Source organism: Flavobacterium sp. 1, from assembly GCF_002797935.1.
Classification (GTDB): Bacteria; Bacteroidota; Bacteroidia; order Flavobacteriales; family Flavobacteriaceae; genus Flavobacterium.
Window position 1 is genome coordinate 1,689,426 of sequence record NZ_PGER01000001.1, and the last position, 21,283, is coordinate 1,710,708.

General features: G+C 33.0%; 15 protein-coding genes and 1 other RNA gene. 7 read left to right on the forward strand and 9 right to left on the reverse strand.

The features are described from left to right. Positions 1 to 65 precede the first annotated feature (65 nt). On the reverse strand, positions 66 to 1,682 hold the full coding sequence (locus CLU83_RS06800) for an ABC-F family ATP-binding cassette domain-containing protein (RefSeq protein WP_100430907.1): 1,617 nt from the start codon (positions 1,680 to 1,682) through the stop codon (positions 66 to 68). A gap of 388 nt (positions 1,683 to 2,070) precedes the next feature. On the opposite strand from CLU83_RS06800, the gene CLU83_RS06805 reads away from it, so the two are divergent. Next, positions 2,071 to 2,589 (forward strand): DUF2975 domain-containing protein, encoded by a 519-nt coding sequence (locus CLU83_RS06805; protein WP_157802022.1) that lies wholly within the window; start codon positions 2,071 to 2,073, stop codon positions 2,587 to 2,589. A 2-nt stretch (positions 2,590 to 2,591) separates the two neighbouring features. Further along, positions 2,592 to 2,798, forward strand: a complete 207-nt coding sequence (locus CLU83_RS06810; protein WP_100430909.1) for a helix-turn-helix transcriptional regulator — start codon at positions 2,592 to 2,594, stop codon at positions 2,796 to 2,798. 259 nt (positions 2,799 to 3,057) lie between these two features. Here the strand turns inward: CLU83_RS06810 and CLU83_RS06815 are convergent, their stop codons facing one another. The 4 genes from CLU83_RS06815 to CLU83_RS06830 form a co-directional block, all read right to left on the reverse strand. After that, positions 3,058 to 5,130, reverse strand: coding sequence for a beta-N-acetylhexosaminidase (locus CLU83_RS06815; RefSeq protein WP_100430910.1), 2,073 nt, complete (start codon positions 5,128 to 5,130; stop codon positions 3,058 to 3,060). A 117-nt stretch (positions 5,131 to 5,247) separates the two neighbouring features. Next, complete coding sequence (gene nagB, locus CLU83_RS06820; protein ID WP_100430911.1) at positions 5,248 to 7,185, reverse strand: glucosamine-6-phosphate deaminase; 1,938 nt, start codon at positions 7,183 to 7,185, stop codon at positions 5,248 to 5,250. Positions 7,186 to 7,551: 366 nt separating this feature from the next. Then, positions 7,552 to 9,132, reverse strand: coding sequence for a RagB/SusD family nutrient uptake outer membrane protein (locus tag CLU83_RS06825; RefSeq protein ID WP_100430912.1), 1,581 nt, complete (start codon positions 9,130 to 9,132; stop codon positions 7,552 to 7,554). Positions 9,133 to 9,143: 11 nt separating this feature from the next. Continuing rightward, positions 9,144 to 12,188, reverse strand: coding sequence for a SusC/RagA family TonB-linked outer membrane protein (locus CLU83_RS06830; protein ID WP_100430913.1), 3,045 nt, complete (start codon positions 12,186 to 12,188; stop codon positions 9,144 to 9,146). A 281-nt stretch (positions 12,189 to 12,469) separates the two neighbouring features. On the opposite strand from CLU83_RS06830, the gene CLU83_RS06835 reads away from it, so the two are divergent. From CLU83_RS06835 to CLU83_RS06845, 3 genes are all read left to right on the forward strand, one after another. Further along, complete coding sequence (locus CLU83_RS06835; RefSeq protein ID WP_100430914.1) at positions 12,470 to 13,510, forward strand: sensor histidine kinase; 1,041 nt, start codon at positions 12,470 to 12,472, stop codon at positions 13,508 to 13,510. Then, positions 13,500 to 14,201 carry a LytTR family DNA-binding domain-containing protein gene (locus CLU83_RS06840; RefSeq protein WP_100430915.1) on the forward strand — a complete coding sequence of 234 codons (702 nt, stop codon included), beginning with the start codon at positions 13,500 to 13,502 and terminating at the stop codon, positions 14,199 to 14,201. Before CLU83_RS06835 ends, CLU83_RS06840 begins: the two co-directional genes overlap by 11 nt. A 279-nt stretch (positions 14,202 to 14,480) precedes the next feature. Next, a complete protein-coding gene (locus CLU83_RS06845) occupies positions 14,481 to 15,920 on the forward strand; it encodes an MFS transporter (protein ID WP_100430916.1) in 1,440 nt (479 codons plus the stop codon). Positions 15,921 to 16,058: 138 nt separating this feature from the next. Here the strand turns inward: CLU83_RS06845 and fsa are convergent, their stop codons facing one another. The 3 genes from fsa to ffs all read right to left on the reverse strand — a co-directional run bounded on the left by fsa (position 16,059) and on the right by ffs (position 17,867). Further along, positions 16,059 to 16,715, reverse strand: coding sequence for a fructose-6-phosphate aldolase (gene fsa / locus CLU83_RS06850; protein ID WP_100430917.1), 657 nt, complete (start codon positions 16,713 to 16,715; stop codon positions 16,059 to 16,061). 141 nt (positions 16,716 to 16,856) lie between these two features. Then, positions 16,857 to 17,660, reverse strand: coding sequence for an SDR family oxidoreductase (locus CLU83_RS06855; RefSeq protein WP_100430918.1), 804 nt, complete (start codon positions 17,658 to 17,660; stop codon positions 16,857 to 16,859). Between the two features lie 109 nt (positions 17,661 to 17,769). Continuing rightward, positions 17,770 to 17,867: signal recognition particle sRNA small type (gene ffs / locus CLU83_RS06860), an RNA gene on the reverse strand. Positions 17,868 to 17,954: 87 nt separating this feature from the next. Between ffs and CLU83_RS06865 the strand changes: the two genes are divergently transcribed. Together CLU83_RS06865 and hutI are read left to right on the forward strand one after the other, a co-directional pair. After that, complete coding sequence (locus CLU83_RS06865; protein WP_100430919.1) at positions 17,955 to 19,004, forward strand: glutaminyl-peptide cyclotransferase; 1,050 nt, start codon at positions 17,955 to 17,957, stop codon at positions 19,002 to 19,004. 7 nt (positions 19,005 to 19,011) lie between these two features. Continuing rightward, positions 19,012 to 20,250 carry an imidazolonepropionase gene (gene hutI / locus CLU83_RS06870; protein ID WP_100430920.1) on the forward strand — a complete coding sequence of 413 codons (1,239 nt, stop codon included), beginning with the start codon at positions 19,012 to 19,014 and terminating at the stop codon, positions 20,248 to 20,250. Between the two features lie 75 nt (positions 20,251 to 20,325). On the opposite strand, the gene CLU83_RS06875 is transcribed toward hutI, so the two are convergent. Further along, a complete protein-coding gene (locus CLU83_RS06875) occupies positions 20,326 to 21,201 on the reverse strand; it encodes a hypothetical protein (protein WP_100430921.1) in 876 nt (291 codons plus the stop codon). Positions 21,202 to 21,283 lie beyond the last annotated feature (82 nt).

Consider the following 21,283-nt stretch of genomic DNA (forward strand, 5'->3'; position numbering starts at 1 on the left):
AAAAACACAAAAAAACTCCTGCAGTTTTTTGCAGGAGTTTATCATTATTCAGACTTATGTGTTTTTTAAGAATACATCTTCTTTCTTTGTTCCTGAATTTTTTCGTCATCCAAGTACTCATCAAATGTCATATAACGGTCGATAACTCCATTTGGAGTTAACTCTACTACTCTATTACCAACAGTTTGAGCAAACTCGTGGTCATGAGTTGTAAAAATCACAGAACCTTTATAATTTTTCAATGAATTATTGAAAGCTGTAATTGATTCCAAATCCAAGTGATTTGTAGGCTCATCTAACATTAAGACATTAGCGCGTTCCATCATCATTCTAGACAGCATGCAACGAACTTTCTCTCCTCCTGATAATACTCTGCTTGTTTTTAAAGCTTCTTCTCCAGAAAAAATCATTTTCCCAAGGAAACCTCTAATAAAAACTTCGTCACGCTCTTCTTCTGTTTTTGCCCATTGGCGCAGCCAATCCACCAATGTTAAATCATTTTCAAAAAAAGAATGGTTTTCTGCAGGTAAATAAGCTTGATTTGTTGTAATTCCCCAATCAAATTCTCCAGAATCTGGTTTTTGATTATTATTCAAAATTTCATAAAAAGCAGTTGTAGCACGCGAATCTTTTGAAAAAAGAACAATTTTATCGCCTTTAGCCATATTCAAATCTACCCCTTTAAACAAAATCTCTCCATCAATAGAAGCACTTAAATTTTGAACGTTCAAAATTTGATCTCCCGCTTCACGATCCTGATCAAAAATGATAGCTGGATAACGACGGCTAGAAGGCTTGATTTCTGAAATATTTAATTTAGAAATCATTTTTTTACGAGAAGTAGCTTGCTTAGACTTAGCCACATTCGCAGAAAAACGACGAATAAATTCTTCCAATTCTTGTTTCTTTTCTTCGGCTTTTTTGTTTTGCTGTGCACGCTGTTTAGCTGCTAACTGACTTGATTCATACCAAAAAGTATAATTTCCTGAATAATGATTTATTTTACTAAAATCAATATCCGATATATGTGTACAAACTGAATCCAAGAAGTGTCTGTCGTGAGAAACTACAATTACTGTATTTTCATAGTTTGCTAAGAAATTTTCCAACCAAGCGATGGTTTCAAAATCCAAGTCATTGGTAGGCTCATCCATGATTAGTAAATCTGGATTTCCAAAAAGAGCTTGAGCCAAAAGTACTCTCACTTTTATTTTACCTTCCAAATCACCCATTAGAGTATAATGATTATCCTCTGTAATTCCAAGATTTGACAGCATTGAAGCTGCATCTGAATCAGCATTCCAGCCATTCATCTCTTCAAATTGCACTTGTAATTCCCCTATTCTATCGGCATTTTTATCATTATAATCTAGGTAAAGTGCATCCATCTCTGATTTAACAGCATACAAAACTTTATTACCCATCATCACGGTTTCCAATACCGTATGTTCGTCAAACATATTGTGGTTCTGATTCAAAACCGACATACGTTTTCCTGGTTCCAAATGAATATGTCCCGAAGTAGGATCCATATCACCTGATATTATTTTAAGAAATGTTGATTTTCCAGCACCATTGGCTCCAATAACTCCATAAATATTTCCGTGTGTAAAGGTTGTATTTACTTCGTCGAACAAAATTCGCTTGCCAAATTGAACTGATAAATTATTGACTGTTAACATGAATGTCTTTTTATTAAAATTTTGTGCAAAAGTACAAAAAATAATCAAATTAGTACTAATTAGTAATTCCGTGATTTGTTCGTTTTTTGATTTTGAGTCGAAAAAAATATTCTACCAACAGCTGTTAAATGGAGTTATAAAATCACTATTGGATTTAACCAATTTTTGTCATAATAATTTATAGAAAAAGAATAATTTTATCGTTATAAAATATTTATTTATCGAAAAACAATAAAAATATATTGTTTTTCAATTTTTATTTCATAAGTTTGTTTTGAAATTAAAATTATTAATCAACCACAAACCATTTACCATGACAAAAAACAGACTTCTTAATGTGTCAATCTTTATTTGCAAATCATTCAGGTTAATTTATATTATCCTATTTATGATAGTTACAGGATTCTTTATTCATTTTCAAATTAATCCTTCAGCATACAAAAAATTCAATTTCAATGACTTTTCAATAGAAAAAAATACAGATTTAAAATTCAAAATTGAAACTAAATCAAAATTTAGCATGAATAATGACAAAGTACTAGAAGATAATGAAGTATATAAAATTGATAAACTAACTACCGGTTCTTCATTTTTTCTCTATATAGAAATTGCTTTATGCATGATTTTAAGTTTTTTATGTCTTAAAGAATTTCAAAATGTACTTGAATCTGTAAAAAGAATAAACACTTTTCAAGAAAGGAATGTAGCTTCTTTTAGAAAAATTGGTAAATATCTTTCTTTAATTTTCATACTATCAAGTTTTTCAATGTTAAGTTTTAAAAATGGACATATAATGTCTTTTAGTTTTTCTATTACTTTGCCATGCCTAATTATACTTTCTTTTATAATGGCTGAAATTTTCAAGGAAGGAAGTATGTTATCCGAAGAAGTTAATTTAACAGTATAAATATGGCTATCATCGTAAATTTAGATGTAATGTTGGCAAAAAGAAAAATGTCATTGTCTGAACTTTCAGAAAAAGTAGGGATAACACTTGCCAATCTTTCAATTCTTAAAACCAATAAAGCCAAAGCAATCCGATTTTCAACTTTAGATTTAATTTGCAAAGCTTTGGACTGCCAACCGAGTGATATATTGCAATATACGGAATCTTAGAAAACAAATAAAAAGGTTTGGATTCATTGAAAAACATAAATTTTCTGTTCTTACAGGATTTTATTTTTTGCCGAATTTAAGTTAACCACTTAAGTAATCTTTAATTATTAAGGTAAAAAAAACCTGACAACGAATTACCAGGTTTAGAATATTGTTTTCACAGAAAAACAATAACAATTCAAAATAAAGAAATCATAGTAAAATACAAATAACCAAACTCAATCTTAACAATTAAAACTTTAACTTTTGAATTTAAATTTTATGCTTGAACTAATTTTTTCAAGCTATTATATACTGCCAATTCAACATCGGCATGTTCTTTCGAATTGCATTTTTCAAGTAAATTATTTAATGTAGCAGCATCTGCATTTTCTTTCTTATCAATCTTAAGCAGAAGCTGTTTTGCTATATCATTTAAACTTTTTGATAATGGTAATAGTGACTGAACAAGTGGCGCATTGGTACTCAAAACATTTAAGTCAGAATCCATTTTAATCCATTTATTTAAATAACTTACAATTACAGCTTGATTTTCAAGTGATTTATTATTTAAAAAATCAGCAACCGCTTGATTAAATTCTATTGCATCAGAAGCATCCGGAGAACACACATCTGCAAATAAGGTTAATGGAGAATACATTTTATATTCAGTTCCCTCACTGTTCCTTGAATATCCTTTTAGCGGTTCACAAACATTTGACAAATCAACCAAAGCATCACTTTTTTGATTATTACTGATGTTTCTCAACAATCCTTCTTTGCTTTTTATATGTGTCAATCCCAGCTCTTCCAATCTAAAAGAAATAATTTTCAGTCTTTTGCGCAAGCTATTAATATCAGTTACATTTTCATTGGACCAAAAACGCTCTGCAATAGCTGCTGTTCTAGGCCAAATTCTGCTGTCTATTGTAGCAGAAGTTGCTAATTCTGTCCACATGGCAGCTTCTCCACCCAAAATTCTTGCTTTTTCTTCATTGGTCAGCGTTACATTTTTTGGCATTGGATCCATTGAATAATGATCTTCAACCCCATACATCAAATCAATATAGTATCCATTGGACAAAACGGTTTTATATCCTCCTTTTGCAGCTTCAACCAAAGATTTTCCTGCCACAAGACCTTCGTTTGATCCTTTCCAAGAATGAATTATTGCTTCTTTGGACATATCTTTGGTCATAATTTCTTCCCAGCCCATTAATGTTTTATTGTGTTTTTTAAGCATCGGAATTAACTGCATGGTAAAGTAGGTCTGCAGTTCGTGGTTATTAGCTAAATTATGTTTCTTTTTAAATTCTTGAATTTTAGGATTTGAGTCCCAGTCTTTACCCTCATTTTCATCTCCGCCAATATGAAAGAACTTCCCAGGAAACAGCGGGCAAACTTCATCAAAAATAGAACTTAAAAGTTCATACGTTTTTGGGTTTGAAGGATCAAGCGTAGGCGTAAAAATGCCTGCATTTCTTTCTAAATCATACTTTTGTATTTGTTTTAATTGCTGTCCTTTTTCACCAGAACCTACATTCAAAATTTCAACTTTACTTCCAATTTCCGGGTAAGCTGTCAAAATTGCCGATCCGTGACCAGGAACATCAATTTCCGGAACTACTAAGATCCCTCTTTCAGCAGCATATTTTACAATATTTTTAATTTCTTCCTGCGTATAATAATTCCCATCAGATGCCATTTGGATCAGCTTTGGGTGTTTTTTCATTTCAATTCTCCAACCTTGATCATCTACCAAATGCCAGTGAAAAACATTCATTTTAACAGCTGCCATTCCATCCAAATTTCTTTTAATCACATCAACAGGCATAAAATGTCTTGCTACGTCAATCATTAATCCTCTCCAAGTAAATCTTGGAAAATCTGAAATTTTTGAAGCTGGAAAATAAAACGAATTATTAGTGTTCTGTAAAAGCTGCAGCAACGTTTCCAAACCATGTAGTGCCCCAACATCTGTAGTTGCATTTATAGTAATCTTGCTTGGAGTTACATCCAATAAATAGCTTTCATCCTCATAAAGTTCAATTTTTCCGCTTCTCACGCAATTAATCTGCAATTGAGCATCTGGAACTTCATTTAAGCTAGTTATGAATCCTTGGTTAAAAAACAGGCCTGTTCTTCCATCCAAACGTCTCAAAAAATTAGTTGCTCCAACAAATATTCTTTCATTTGGAGATCCAGTAATATTTACTTTAAAATTCTTTGTTAGAGCAAAATAACCTTCGTTAAGACTAATATTTTGAGGCCACGGCATAATATTTAATTGCTCTTTAGTAACTTGAGCTGTAGAAATAAAAGATGCAAATAAAAAAAACAGAATATATTTCATTTGATAGAAAAAAGTATGTTAGTAAAAATGTGAAATAGTGCTAAACTCAAGTCTTAGACTTTTTCAAAAAAACTTAGAGTCCAACACTAAACTTAACACAAAACAAAAAATATGATATTAGTATTCAAAACGTTTAAAAGCTTCAATCGCTTCATATTCCGCCAAACCTAAATCATCGTATAATTTGGCTGTATTTTTATTTCTGTCCTCGGCTCTAACCCAAAATTCTCTAGAATCATTGCCTTGAAACATCACTCTGTCTTTTTGGGATTGATGGTATAAGATAGCCTGTCTTTTCAACTGCACTTCATCCGGACTTAATGGAACTGCCATGTCAATTTCATGAATGTCCCATTCGTGCCAAGCGCCTCTGTACAGCCATAACCAGCAATCGTTCATAAATGGTTTAGATTTTAATGCTTTCATGGCTACAAAAATGGCATTCAAACACACTTCATGCGTACCGTGAGGATCAGCAAGATCTCCTGCAGCAAAAACCTGATGCGGTTTTATTTTCTCAATAATATCTTTTACAACAGCAATATCATCTGGACCTAAAGGTTTCTTTTGAACCATTCCTGTTTCATAAAACGGCATGTCCAAAAAGTGCGTGTTTTCATCTTTTAAGCCAATGTGTCTTGTGGCAGCATAAGACTCGCGTCTTCGTATCAAACCTTTCAATTTGCGGACTTCTAAAGTGTCGCTTTGCCCGATTGGTTTCGAATTAATAGAATCAATTACCGATTGAAAATTAATTCCTGTTTTATCCCCTTCAACAAAATCATTACATACTTCTGCAAATTTTAATGCTTCATCATCTGTAACAGCAATGTTTCCTGAAGTTTGATACACAACATGCACATCATGACCCTGTTTGATTAATTTTGCAAAAGTTCCTCCCATAGAAATTACATCATCATCTGGATGCGGACTAAAAAGAATTACTCTCTTTTTCGCTGGGTTAGCTCTTTCAGGGCGGTAAGAATCATCTGTATTTGGTTTTCCTCCTGGCCATCCAGTAATGGTATGCTGCAGCACATTGAACATATTAATATTCAAATCATAAGAAGAACTTCCAGCTGCCAATAAATCAGACATTCCATTATTGTTATAATCTCTGTCAGTCAATTTTAAAATCGATTGATTAGTATGCTGGCAAAGCCAAACAATTGCCTTGCTTTTTAATTGTTCTGTCCAAATACATTCACCTACTAACCAAGGTGTTTCTAAACGTGTCAATTCCGAAGCTGCTCCTTCGTCTAAAACAAAAGTGGTATTATTATGATTTTGCAGAAAAGTAGCCGGAACCTCAGAGCTAATATCCCCTTGAATGGTTCTTTTTATAATTGAAGCTTTGTTTTGTCCCCAAGCCATCAACACAATTCTTTTAGATCTAAGAATTGTTGATACTCCCATCGTAATTGCTTTTTTAGGAACATTGCTGATTCCGTTAAAATCACCCGAAGCATCTACTTTGGTAATGTGATCCAATGTAATAATCCTTGTTCCCGAATTGATATGTGATCCAGGCTCATTAAAACCTACGTGACCAGTACGACCAATTCCTAATAACTGAAAATCAAGTCCTCCAGCGTTTTTAATGTTCATTTCATAATCAACACAAAACTGATTTAAATCTTCTAATGCAACTGTGCCATCTGGAATATTAACATTTTCGGGTCTAATGTCAACATGATTAAAAAGATGCTGGTGCATGAAATAATGATAACTCTGATTACTTTCCTTTGGCATTGGATAGTATTCATCTAAATTAAAAGTAATAACATTGTCAAAACTCAACCCTTCCTCTTTGTGCATACGAACCAATTCTTGGTATACTTTTATAGGAGAAGATCCAGTAGCCAAACCTAATACACATTTTTTATTTTTTTCTTGTTTGGAACGAATTAAGTCCGCAATCTCTTGAGCAACGATTATTGAAGCATCTGCAGCATTTTTAAAAATTACGTTATGGATTTTTTCAAAACGGGTGTCTTCAAACTGACCTGCTTTTTTGAAGCTTATGTCTTTACCTAAGTTTGATGTAGTTCTCATGATTTTTGTTATTATATTTTTTTTTGTATAAAAAGTTATTGTATCGCTACTATTTAATGTTAAATTTTAATAAAGATACATATATATTCTTACTTTTTAATTATTTCTAAATTAGGTTTTTGAAATAAAACTGCCTGAGTTTTATTTATATATAAATTTTATTTTCCAAAAAAATAAAAGAAATTTCGATAGTAATAAGCCCGTAAAATAAAATAGAAATACTTTACAAATCGGAGCGGTTGGCTTCTTTGCCTTTAGTCAATTAAAAAAATCTTGCAGCATCATTTTTCAATTCTTCTTTTTTATATCCAGACAGGCAATATGCCTGTCTGGAATAAAAAATAACTATTTGTATTAGGTATTCTATTAAAAATTAGCTCCAGTTGTATCCCACCAAAGTCTAGTTCCACCATTATCAGGCCCTCCTAACTTAGCAAGCCCTGTTGCGACACCACCGGGGTTTCCGTCTTTTTCAGACTGTACGAAATTTACTCTACGTGGGCCAAATGCAGTTGTGATAGTTCCTCCGCTAGTATTATGCAATGCTCTGAACAATTTAGGGTAGCCAGTTCTTCTGTATTCAGACCAAGCCTCTTGACCTTCTGGGAAATTAGCAATCCATTTTTGAGTAATAATTTTTTGCAATTTCACTTCATTTGCAACTGCTCCATCCCAAGCAATAGTCACATTATTTACAGCTGCTCCATTATTAGCAGCATCTTTAACATCAACAAAATCCTTAGCCGTTTTCACATTATCAGCGATGTAAGCGGCTGCTCCAGAGGCACCATGTTGTGCAAATGAAGCCGTTATACCCGCTTCATATAAAGCTTGAGCAGTACCGCCCATATTCCAACCTCGCAATGCACCCTCTGCCCTTAAGAAAAATACTTCGGCAGTTGTCATTAATACTTTTTCATTTGATCCAACAATTGATCCAATTTCAGACATCCCTGTACGATCTGACTTAGCAATCATATTAATACCAGTGCGAACTCCTCTGTATTGCCCAAGGAAATCAGCTGATTCCTTAAAGTATTTAGCAAGTCTAGGATCTGCATATCCATTCATTATAGATTCCATATCAGCAGACATTCTGATATCACCCCAAGAAGAAGATATAGTCAAGATAGGATCTATATAATTAGGAATGATCACTTTTGCAATATCTGCATTTGTAGTCATCACGCCAAAAGCTTGGCTAACTGCTTTTTCAGCTTCTGTTTTTGCTATAGCTGGTTTAATTTTAACAATTCTCATAGCTAAACGCAAACGCAATGAATTGGCATATTTAATCCATTGTTTGTAATCACCGCCATATCCGCTCATGTCTGTACTCACAAAAGTTGATGCTTCACCTGCATTTACTCTTTTAGTCAATTCTGTCACAGCAAAATCAAGTTCTGAAAACATTTTGGTGTAAACCTCTTCCTGTGAATCATAAGGAATTGTAGTAGCTGTAGTACCAAATTGAGAATATACAATTGGACCAAACACATCAGTAACCCTGTGCATTCCTTCCACTTTCAGAATCAAAGAAATTGCATAGAACTGATCGTATTTGCCTTTCGTTCTTTGCTCTATTTTAAGTGAATTCGCCATTACATCAACATAAGGTAAATCCCAGATAAAACCATTCCAGCCATCAACATAGTTGTAATTTGAATTATCTCCTGCAGCTCCTTTAAAAGGGGTTGGAGTAGCCATATAACCAGACCAAATGTCTGCATTTAGATTTTGTTGCAATTGGTATTTCCAATGTAAAGTATTAAAAATCCCTGTAAAAACTGTACTGAAAGGAACTCTTACATGATTAAAATCTTGTTCAAGACTTTGGGCTGTAAACCCTGTTGGATCCGTGTTGAATTCATTGAAATCGCTTGTACAACTTACTGACACAAGCAATGTTGCACATATAGCAGTTGTTTTTATTTTATTTAGTATCATGATGATATGAATTAGAAAGTTACATTTAAATTAAGACCGATACTTCTTGTAGATGGAGCTGCATAAACATCAATCCCTTGTAAACCGTTACCTGTACTCAAAGAAATATTTGGATCAAATGGAGCGTCTTTGTAGAAGAAGAATAAATTTCTGCCTACTAAAGACAAATTAGCCGTTTTGAAAATTTTGCTGTTTTTAAGATCAAATGTGTATCCTAATGCCAATTCTCTTAAACTTACATTTGTAGCACTATATACATACTCTCCTGTTGCGCCTTCTCTACCTCCAACTTGGCTATAGTAGCTTTCTGCATTGTATTTTCCTGCAAAAGCTTGTCCTGCTTTTGTTGTACCTGGAGCATAAACTGCATTAATATCAACACCGCCAGCATCTCTAGCATCTCCAGTTGTTTTAGAAACACCAAATTTATCATTCACTGCTTCAGTCAAACTCATTACATCTCCTCCAAAACGCCCATCAATTGTAAAGTTCAAAAATAATTTACCATATTTGAACGAGTTACTAAGACCTAACATATAATCAGGATTTGCATTTCCAACTTCTTCGAAACCTGTTTTTTGTATTGAACCGTCTTCATTTAATAAAACTCTGCCTTGAGCATCTTTCTCAAGGTTAATCCCTTCAATAACTCCAAATGGACGACCGTTAATTAAGGAATATCTGTAACTGTTTACTCCAGGCACAGTCAAAATAATCGACCCACCCAATTCATCAGGTAATCCCGAAACTTCATTATTATTTTTGGAATAATTTACGGTAGCATCCCATTTAAATTTATCATTATCGATAATTCTAGCATTAACTAATACTTCAATACCATTATTTTTAATTACACCACCATTGAAAGCATAATTCTGAAATCCTTCAGGATTTGTAGCTGGAGCAGGAATGGTAAGCAATTGATTTTTAGTTTTGTTATTGTAATATGTCAATTCTATTCCAAATCTGTTATTAACAAATCTCCATTCAGTACCTAACTCATAAGAATCTTGGCTTTCAGGTTTCAAACTTGTTCCCGGCCTTGGCCCTACAGTTGGATTGGAATTCATTGTTCCTGCAACAAACCTACTAGTTGGAGATGTATAGAATGCTGGAACATCATTACCAACTTGTGCATAAGAAGCGCGAACTTTACCAAATGAAATTGCTTCTGGCATTGTAAAAGTTTCAGAAATAAGCCAAGTTGCACCAATAGATGGATAAAAGAAAGACATGTCATCTGTATTTGCCAATGTAGAAGACCAGTCATTACGTCCTGTAATATCAAGATACAGCATATTTTTGTAACCAAAAGTTGCCGCTGCAAAAACTGATTGCTGCTCTCTACGGAATCCGTAATTTTGATAATTACCTGTATTAGAATTAAAATTATGAAGCGTAAACCAGTTTGTAATCCCCAAACCAGATGGATCTGAATCTAAAACAGTTTCATCATTAAGTGACGTTTTTGTAAAACTGCCGCCTACGTTTGCAAAAAATGTAAGATCCTCAGTGATTTTAGTATTAATCGTTGCAATTAAATCACCGTAATTTTGAGAACTCACGTCATCAATACTGATATATCTACCATTTGCATGAGATAGAGTGCCTTGAGTAGAAGCATAAATTTCTTTGTCAAATTGTGAAGTAACTCTATCATAATTATATCTAGATCCAACAGATAACCAGTTATTAACTTTATAGTTTACCCCAACAGATCCATTCATATACTGATTGCCATCCTTAGATTTATTACGATTTAATCCCCAATATGGATTTTGCTCAATATCTCTATTTGTCATCCAATTTTGAACCATCATGTTTCTTGCAGGATCAAATTTTTCGAAATTGTTTTTATATTCGTTAAAATCATATCCTCTAGGCATCAAATAAAGACCTGTAAGCGGGTTAAAATACAAACCGCTGGTTGGTCTGTTTGTAACATATTGAGAAGTGTAATTTGCATTGGCATTAACAGTTAATCTGTCTCCAAAGAATTTCCCCATTTGTCTGATGCTGAAGTTGTTTTTACTTAAACTGTTGGTTGGTATAATACCATTAGCAGAAGTGTTAGCATAAGAAATATTAGTAGCAGAATTTTGAGATCCAGTAGAAAAACCAAAAGAAGAAATTTGTGTTAATCCTGTTTCAAAAAAGTCTCTAGTATGATCTGGTGTACTTTGCGCAGCCCCCCATGACTCATCTGCTCCTGGCTTAGCAATATAAGAAGTTTGGAATTTTGGCAAATAAGCAGCAGTTTCAACAGTAGTATTAGAAGATACTCTGAAAGTAGCAACACCCTCTTTTGCTTTTTTTGAAGTCAGTAAAACAACTCCTCTAGCACCTTGGCTACCATATAAAGCAGTTGCTGAAGCACCTTTAAGAACTGTCATTCCTTCAAAATCATCTGGATTTAACAACCCAATCACATCACCACCGTCACGGTTACCACCTTGGGTATTACCAAATGAATCATTAGGCTGATAGGAAGAAATATTCAGCATTGGCACTCCATCAACAACATACAAAGGATTATTGTTTGTTGTGGATGAATTTCCACGAATAGTAACTTTTGTAGACCCTCCAGTACCACCGGCACTTTTAGTTACTGCAACTCCGGCAATTTTACCAGCAATTGTATTCATTAAATTCGGGTCTTTTGCTCTAACTAAGTCTTCTCCTTTTAACTCTTGTGCAGAATAAGTCAAAGACTTTTTAGATTTCTTGATCCCTAATGAAGTTACAACAACTTCGGTCAAGGCTGTAGAACTAGCTGAAATCAACTTTACATCTATAGTTGAAGACTCACCAACTTCTACATTTCGTGTTTCATAACCCAAGTAAGAAACTACTAGTGTAGCTCCAGTTTTAACTTCAATTGTAAATTTACCGTCAAAATCTGTTGAGGCTCCATTCGTTTCACCCTTTACGTTAACGTTTGCACCTGGTATCGGAGCACCCGCCGCATCTGAAACAAAACCACTGATTTTTTTTGACTGCGCAAGGGTAACGTGCGTAGTAAAAATAACCATTACGATTAAAAAAATTTTTCTCATTTTTAAATTATTTTTGTTAGTTATGGGGGTAAAATTATTCTTAACGTACTGTTAAAAAAAATAAATTAAACCAACAGCATCACTTTTTAAACCAACGACATGTTTCAATCAATAATGCGTTTTTCGAAAACGTTTTCTTGAATATTATTTTAATCGTTATAACATTTTTCCAGTTTTTTATTTACCAAAACTCCATTTTTAATAACAAAATGATTATTGTTGCAAAATAAAACACATACTCCAATTCCTTATTTTGGCCAATTTTCACTATTTAGAGCAAGATGAAAAAAATTAACTTCCATATAAAACTTCAAAATCATATTTGGTTTTGGGCTATCTATTTTATACTTAATTTTTTGAGATGGGGAGCATATTTTAATGATTATGGATATTCTTTCAAATCGAATCTAATAGAATTCTCTCTTCACATACCATTAGTATATTTCAATTTATTAATACTCATTCCCTTGTTTGTATTAAAATCGAAATACATTAAATATGCATTTTCGCTAATTGCAAGTTTAGGAGTCGTTTATTTGTTAAAAACCGGGCTGACCTATTTTATAATTTCCAAAAATATTTGGCCAGAAGCCAATAGAGATTACAGTCCTTTTGAAATTAATCATATCGTGGCTGTTTGCATAGGAGAACTTTATGTGCTTGCAGTTGCTTCTTCTATATACCTGATGCTGACATGGCTCAAAGAAAGGGATCGCAACAAAGCAATCATGGAGAATCAAAATAAAATAAAATTAAAATATTTAAAAAATCAGATTCAGCCACACTTCTTTTTTAATACGCTAAACAATCTTTATGCCCTTTCATTAGAATCATCAAACAAAGTTCCAGATGTAATTATTAAGCTTTCTCAATTGATGGAATATGTATTATATGATATTGAAGATGTCAAATATGTGCCTTTAGTAAAAGAAATCGATTATATTCAAAATTATATAGAAATTGAAAAACTGCGTTTTCAAAATGTAGATGTCAGATTTAATCTTGAATCCGATATTGACAATATAAAAGTTCCGCCATTACTATTCATCTCACTAATCGAAAATGCTTTTAAACATGGCGGAACCAATAATGAAAATCTCAAAATTAAAATCAGTTTCAGAATTGTAAACTCTATGCTTGAATTTGAAATAATAAATAATTTTGTAATTTCACAGCCAATAGCGAACAAAAAAGGGATAGGTTTATCGAATACCAAAAAAAGATTAAAACTTATTTATAAAAACAATTTCAGCATACAACAAACAATAAAATTCAAATTTTATAGTATCAAAATACAAATACCTTTATATAATGAAGATTAAATGTGTAATAATTGACGACGAACCTTTAGCTATAAAAGTATTGCTCAATTATTTTGAAAATTTTTCAGAATTTGAAGTTATTGGAACTTTCAACAATTCATTAGAAGGTCTTGAATTTATTAATTCTAATACTGTTGATGCTGTATTCCTAGATATCAATATGCCCATGATGACTGGGTTTGAATTAATCAAGCTGATAGAAAACAAAACCCGGATTATTATCACAACCGCCTTCCGAGAATTTGCCGCCGAAAGTTATGATCTAGAAGTTTTGGATTATTTAGTTAAACCAATTCCATTGCCCCGTTTCATAAAATGTATTCAAAAAATTGAAGCTGAACACAATTTAAAAAACAATATTAAAATTGAAAACCATCGTGAGGAACCACATCTATTTATCAAAGTGGATAAGAAAATGGTAAAGATAAAAATTGATGAAATCCTTTTTATCGAAGGAATGAAAGAATACATTAAAGTTGTCACCGCCGAAAAGACTTACATAACTCATAAATCACTAACTTCGTTAACTGATGAGCTGCCTTCTGAGCGTTTTATGCGCATTCATAAATCCTATACAATTGCATTAAACAAAGTAAAATCGATAGAGGGAAACAGAATTCAGATTTTATCCTATACTATTCCTATCGGAAGAAATTACAGCAAAGAAGTAAAAGTAAAAATTCTAGAATAAAATTTTTACAGAACGATAAAATAAATATTTAGTGTGTTTTTTACATTTATTTAACAGTCAAAGATGGTCTGTTTTTTATACTAAAAACACAGTTCTACATCGATTTTTCAGTTACGAAAAAGCAATAAAATCGACATTTGTAGACAAAATAATGCCGTTTGTATAAAAGTGAAAAACTTTATATCCTAAAATTTTTTTTTAAAATTCTTAACAAATATATTTACACCCTTGCAGCATCAAAAAAATTAATAATAACCAAAAAAATTAAATTTTTAAATTATGAGTTCAGAAAATTCACAAACCAAATGGGGACAGTTTATCCCCTTAGTTATCGTATTCTTCTTTTGGGGATTTGTTGCTGCAAGTAATGACATCTTAATACCTGTATTCAAAAAAGCATTTGATTTGACACAGGGAGAAAGTCAATTAGTAGCTTTTGCATTTTACATAGCATATACTGTAGGCTCTCTTATTTATATGGGAGTTTCAGTTTTAATAAAAGAGGATTTAGTAAACAAAATCGGATACAAAAATGGATTATCGCTGGGACTGCTTATTTCTGCATTGGGTACACTTTTATTTTATCCAGCTGCAAATACTGGATCTTTTGCACTAATGCTGGCAGGTCTATTTATTGTTGGATTGGGTTTTTCACTGCAGCAAACTGTTGCAAACCCACTAGCAATTGCATTAGGACCTATTAAAACAGGTTCTCAACGTTTAACATTAGCTGGTGGTGTCAACAATTTTGGAACAACAATTGGACCTTTAATTGTAAGTTTTGCTATTTTCGGTTCAAGTGCCAATGCAAATACTGATGCAAGTATTGAAAGTGTAAAAATTCCTTATTTAATTTTAGGATTTGCTTTTTTAGTTGTGGCAATTTTATTAAAGTTCTCCTCACTTCCTGAGCGTCCGGAATTAATTGAAGAAGATGATTCACATGATAAAATAGCTGTAAAAAAATCAGCATTGCAATATCCTCAATTAGTTATGGGTATGATTGCCATATTTTTATATGTTGGTGTTGAAGTATCTACAGCAAGTAATTTACCAGCATACATGGAAAGCAAATTAGGTTTTTTAACAAAAGACGTTGCTCCATACATCTCTTTATATTGGGCAAGTTTAATGATTGGCCGTTGGACTGGAGCTGTTGAAGCTTTTACTGAAAATATGAGTTTGCTTAAAGTATTGCGTTTTCTAGCACCATACTTAGCATTTGGAGTTTTTTTAGGAGTAAATGCATTAGCAAATCACGATTTAACACCTTTTTACATCTATGGATTAGTAATTTTAGTATTAATTGGAGCTGATATGGCAAGTAAAGGAAATCCAGCCAGAATGTTGTTGATTTTCTCTTCTTTAGGCATTTTGGCAACAGCCACAGGTATAGCAACAACAGGAATGGTTAGTGTATATGCTTTTACTAGTGTTGGTCTTTTCTGCAGCACTCTTTGGCCTTGTATTTTCACTTTAGCAGTAAGCGGATTAGGAAAACATACTAGCCAAGGAAGCAGTTTCCTTATTATGATGATTATGGGTGGTGGTTTTGTCAGCGTTTTTCAAGGTAAAATTGCCGAAATCATCGGAATCCAATCAAGTTACATCGTTGGTATTGTTTGCTTCGCTTATCTTGCCTTTTATGCTTGGAAAGTAAGCGGTATTTTAAAAGCACATGGAATAGATTTTGATAAAAAAATATCTGGAGGACATTAAGATTTTTGATTATAGATTAATGATCTTAGATTAACGATTTTTTAAAATATTTCTAATACAAAAAACTCCCATTATGTTTGACATAGTGGGAGTTTTTATTTATACTAAAATCGGAAATCGTAATCTCCAATCTCAAATCTATTTGTTTCCTTTTTCAAAATCAGCAACAAACTGAGCCAATCCAATATCCGTTAAAGGGTGTTTCAACAAACCATAAATTGCAGATAATGGTCCTGTCATTACATCGGCACCAATTTTAGCACAGTTTACAATATGCATGGTATGACGGACAGATGCTGCTAAAATTTCAGTTTCATAACCGTAGTTATCATAAATTTCTCTAATTTCACCAATCAAATTCAAGCCGTCAGTAGAAATATCATCCAAACGACCAATAAATGGAGAAACATAAGTTGCTCCCGCTTTAGCAGCTAATAAAGCCTGACCAGCAGAAAACACAAGAGTTACATTCGTTTTAATTCCTTTATCTGAAAAATATTTAGCAGCCATTACACCTTCTTTTGTCATAGGCAGTTTAACAACGATTTGATCGTGCAAATCAGCTAATTCTTCTCCTTCTTTGATCATTCCGTCATAATCCAAAGCATTTACTTCGGCACTTACATCCCCTTCAACCAAATTACAGATATCAACATAATGTTTCAAGATATTGTTTTTTCCTGTAATTCCTTCTTTAGCCATCAATGACGGATTAGTTGTTACACCATCCAAAACACCTAATGCTTGTGCTTCTTTAATTTGAGCTAAATTAGCTGTATCAATAAAAAATTTCATAATATATTTATATTTAATTGTGTGTTTAAAAAATTCGGTGCAAAATTACGAAATCAATACCAATAACAAGGGTAATTTCAATGGCAATTTCAATTTCAAAAATCAAAGTTCAAATTCTCATTATTTCTTCATTTTGAATTCCTAAAGTTTATAATGATTCATAAGCATTTTTTCATACACTTTGTCCGGCAGAATTCTCTTTAGCACTATAGAAAACTTTTGCATAAAAGCACCTACTTTATAATGAATTTTTGGAGACGGGTTTTCAATGATTGCAAATACAGCTTCTGCCATTTCATTAGGATTACTGCCGCTGTCTACATGTTCATCCATAGTTTTCAGATTATTTCCGTAAGGCGTTTCATAAGCCGAACCTTTTATCACTGGTGCATGAAAACGGCCTGCAGCAATATTGGTTGCAAAATCACCAGGAGCGATATTTGTAATTTGAATCCCAAATGACTTCACTTCCATACGCAAGGCTTCGGTAATTAATTCCAAAGCTCCTTTTGAAGCTGAATAAACGCTTCGATAAGGCAACCCCATATATCCTGCGATTGAAGTAATATTGATAATTAATCCCGATTGCTGTGAACGCATTTGTGGCAGCACCGCTTTCATTACTTCGATTGGCCCGAAAAAATTGGTTTCAAAATTATTTTTAATTTCCTCCATCGGAATTTCCTCCAAAGGTCCAGTAATACCAACACCCGCATTATTAATCACAACATCAAGTCTTCCTGTTGTGGCAATAACTTTGGCAACAGCCGAATGTATGGAATCTGCATTCCTAACATCCAAAGCAATTAAAGGAAAAACCGAATTAAGCACTCGTTCTGGGTTTCTGCTCGTTCCATACACCACATAACCTTTAAGATGCAAAAATTCTCCGATAGACTTACCTATTCCCGAAGATCCTCCTGTAATTAACACTACTTTATTCATTGGTATAATTGCTGTTTTAGATATACAATATTTGATATACGGTTTGGGTAAAAATAAAAAAATCCTCCCGAAGGAAGACTACTTTTGTATAATTCTTGTAAAAATAAAAAAATGGCAAGCGATCTACATCGCACCGCTCAACCACGTACCCTTGCTATGTTCCCATCCTGGGGGAGTCTGCAGGAGCTGGTCGTGTAGGACTTGCCGGTGCAAATATACAACCTTTTTATATTTTTGCAAGCGCTTTGCTCTAATAAAATAACGTTGTATATTGGTCTCTTCAAAATTTAAACCATGAAAAAACATAACTTATTAATTGCCATTTTATTAGGAATCTCATTAATTGGGTGCGGAGACACAAAAAAAGGTGAAAATTCTTTATTCACTATCGATGATGCAGCTTTTCCTGCTCATTTTACATCGCCAGAATCAGTTTCGATAGGTATTTTAAATCCAAATTCGAAAGAAATTGACAGTATTGCTTACTTTGTAAACGACAAAAAAGTTGGAAGCACAAAAGGTTCTGAAAAATTCAAATTTGAATTAAAAGATCAAAAATTAGGATATCAATTCTTGAAAGCCACCGCTTATTTTGGTTCAGATTCATCAGATGCAACCAAAAGAATCGAATTAGTTTCGAATGTTACTCCAAAATTATTAAAATATAAAATCGTCAATACTTTTCCGCACGACACAGCATCCTTTACAGAGGGATTAGAATTCCACAATGATACATTATGCGAAAGTACTGGACAAAAAGGAACATCCTATTTTAGAAAATATGATTATAAAACTGGTAAAGTCTACAAACAGATTGATTTAGATACAATATATTTTGGAGAAGGTATAACTTTTATTAACGGCAAATTATACCAATTAACTTGGCTGGAAAAAACAGGTTTTATATACGATGCGAAAACACTGAAATTAGAAAAAAAATTCACATACGAAAAAGATATCGAAGGATGGGGAATGACAAATGACGGAACTTATATTTACCAAACTGATAAAACAGAAAAAATTTGGAAAATGGATCCAAAAACACAAAAAATGATTGATTATGTCAACGTATATTCTGGAAATTCGAAAATTAAAGCCATAAATGAGCTGGAATGGATTAATGGAAAAATATACACTAATGTTTTCGAAAAAGATGCTATTGCCGTTGTTAATCCAAGTACTGGTGCTGTAGAAGGAATTCTGGACATGTCAGGATTGCGTAAATTAGTAACTGTTACCGCCGGAGATGTTCTAAACGGAATAGCATATAATCCAAAAACCAAAACCATTTTTGTAACCGGGAAAAATTGGAACAAAATGTTCGAAATAATCGTTTTTGAATAAACCGTAAATGACAACATTAATTATTAATATTAAAGAACTGCTTCAAATACGCGAAAATTCTGTTTTAAAAGTTTCTGGAGCAGAAATGGCTGTTTTACCAACCATAAAGAATGCCTATTTACTATTAAAAGACGATTTAATTGCCGATTTTGGTGCTATGAAGGATTTGCCTGAAATAGCTGCAGATATCACTATTGATGCTACAGGAAAAATTGTGCTGCCGACTTGGTGTGACAGTCATACCCATATTGTGTATGCAGGCAATCGCGAACAGGAATTTGTGGATCGAATCAATGGAATGACCTATGAAGAAATCGCAAATCGTGGCGGCGGAATCTTAAATTCTGCCAAAAAATTAAATGAAACAACAGAAGAAGAAATTTACAATCAATCAAAAGCACGTCTTGAAGAAGTTATGCGGTTAGGAACCGGAGCCGTTGAAATTAAATCAGGCTATGGATTAACCGTTGAAGGCGAACTCAAAATGTTACGCGTGATTCAGCAATTATCCCAAAACTACCCCGTGACAATAAAAGCAACTTTTCTTGGTGCTCATGCCTTCCCTACCTCTTTTAAAGACAATAAGAAAGGATATATTGACTGCATTATCAACGAAATGCTACCTGAAATTGCTAAAAACAAATTGGCTGATTTTATTGATGCTTTTTGCGAAACTGGTTATTTCTCTGTTGAAGATACTGTGCAAATTATGGAAGCGGGAATTCAATTTGGCTTAAAGCCAAAAATCCATGTCAATCAGTTCAATTCTATTGGCGGAATTCAAGCCTGCGTTAAATACAATGCTCTTTCGGTAGATCACTTGGAAATTATGAATACTGAAGATATTGAAGCTTTAAAAAATACCGAAACAATATCAGTAGCTTTACCATCTTGCTCCTATTTTTTAAGCATTCCATATACTCCGGCTCGTGAAATGATAGCTGCTGGACTTCCATTAGCACTAGCAACAGATTATAACCCTGGCTCTACTCCATCAGGAAATATGAATTTTGTAGTTGCCACCGCCTGCATTAAAATGAAAATGACACCAGAAGAAGCTATTAATGCTGCAACTATAAATGGTGCCTATGCCATGGGAATTTCAAATACGCATGGAAGCATCGCAAAAGGAAAAAAAGCCAACCTAATCATCACCAAAGAAATTTCTTCCTACTATCAATTGCCTTATGCTTTTGGGAGCAATTTAATCGACTGTGTGATTTTGGACGGCAAAAAATATTTATGATTTTTTTCTGAATTTTGAGCAAAAAAAAAGAGCGATACTCAAACAGAATATCGCTCTTTTTTATTGTTGTTATTTTTATTTCAAAGAGAAATTAGTTGAAGAAACCAATTGATCTTTATCGAAAACATTTACAGAATAAGTTCCTTTAGCAAAATCTTTTCCTGGCAAATCTTGAGAAACCTGAACCGTTTTGTTTTCATATTTTACACTAGAAACAAAACTGTAAACCAATTCTTTTTCTCCAAAAGCAGCTTTTTTAGCTTCGCCCAATACATTATTTTTACTGTCAATTACCTGCACATAATAATCTTTATCTCCTGATTTTGCAATTGAATTTTCAGCAATAGTAAAACTGATTTTAAGAACATCTGCTCTGCTCGCTTTATCTGTTGCAATTTCTTTTCCAGAGCTTTTTAATTTATAAGCTGCAGTCTGTAAATTCAAAATAGATAATTTTCCGCCTTTTTCAACTGTTTTAGATAATTCTTCATTTTGACCTACTAAAACTTCATTGAATTTTTTTGATTCTCCCAAAACAACAACAGTACTATCACGCTGTGTAGTTAAAGTAGCATTTTGTTTTTTCAAACCTTCATTCTCCTGCATTAATTCTTTCATGTGGCTTTGCATAGATTTTACCTCACTTTTGTATTTTGACATATCGCCATTAGATTTTTTAAGCTCGTCCATCAAGTTTACCACTTTATCTCTTTCTTGCAGTAACTCTTCGGACATAGAGGTGTTTTCAGATAATGCAGCGTCATACGTTGCTTTAAGATCCTGCAGATCTTTCATTACAGACTCTTTCTCCGAGCCTACTTTTACAATCTCGGTATGAACTGTATCAACCTCTGAAGACATTTTAAAAATATAAACTAAACTTCCAACTAATAAAATAGCCAAAACAGCTATTACAGCTTTAAGACTTGAATTGTTTTTTTGATTTTCCATGTTAAAATATAATTGTTTTTTACAAATTTAATAATATATATAACGCAACTTAGATCTATTATATTATTTTTGAAAAATATTT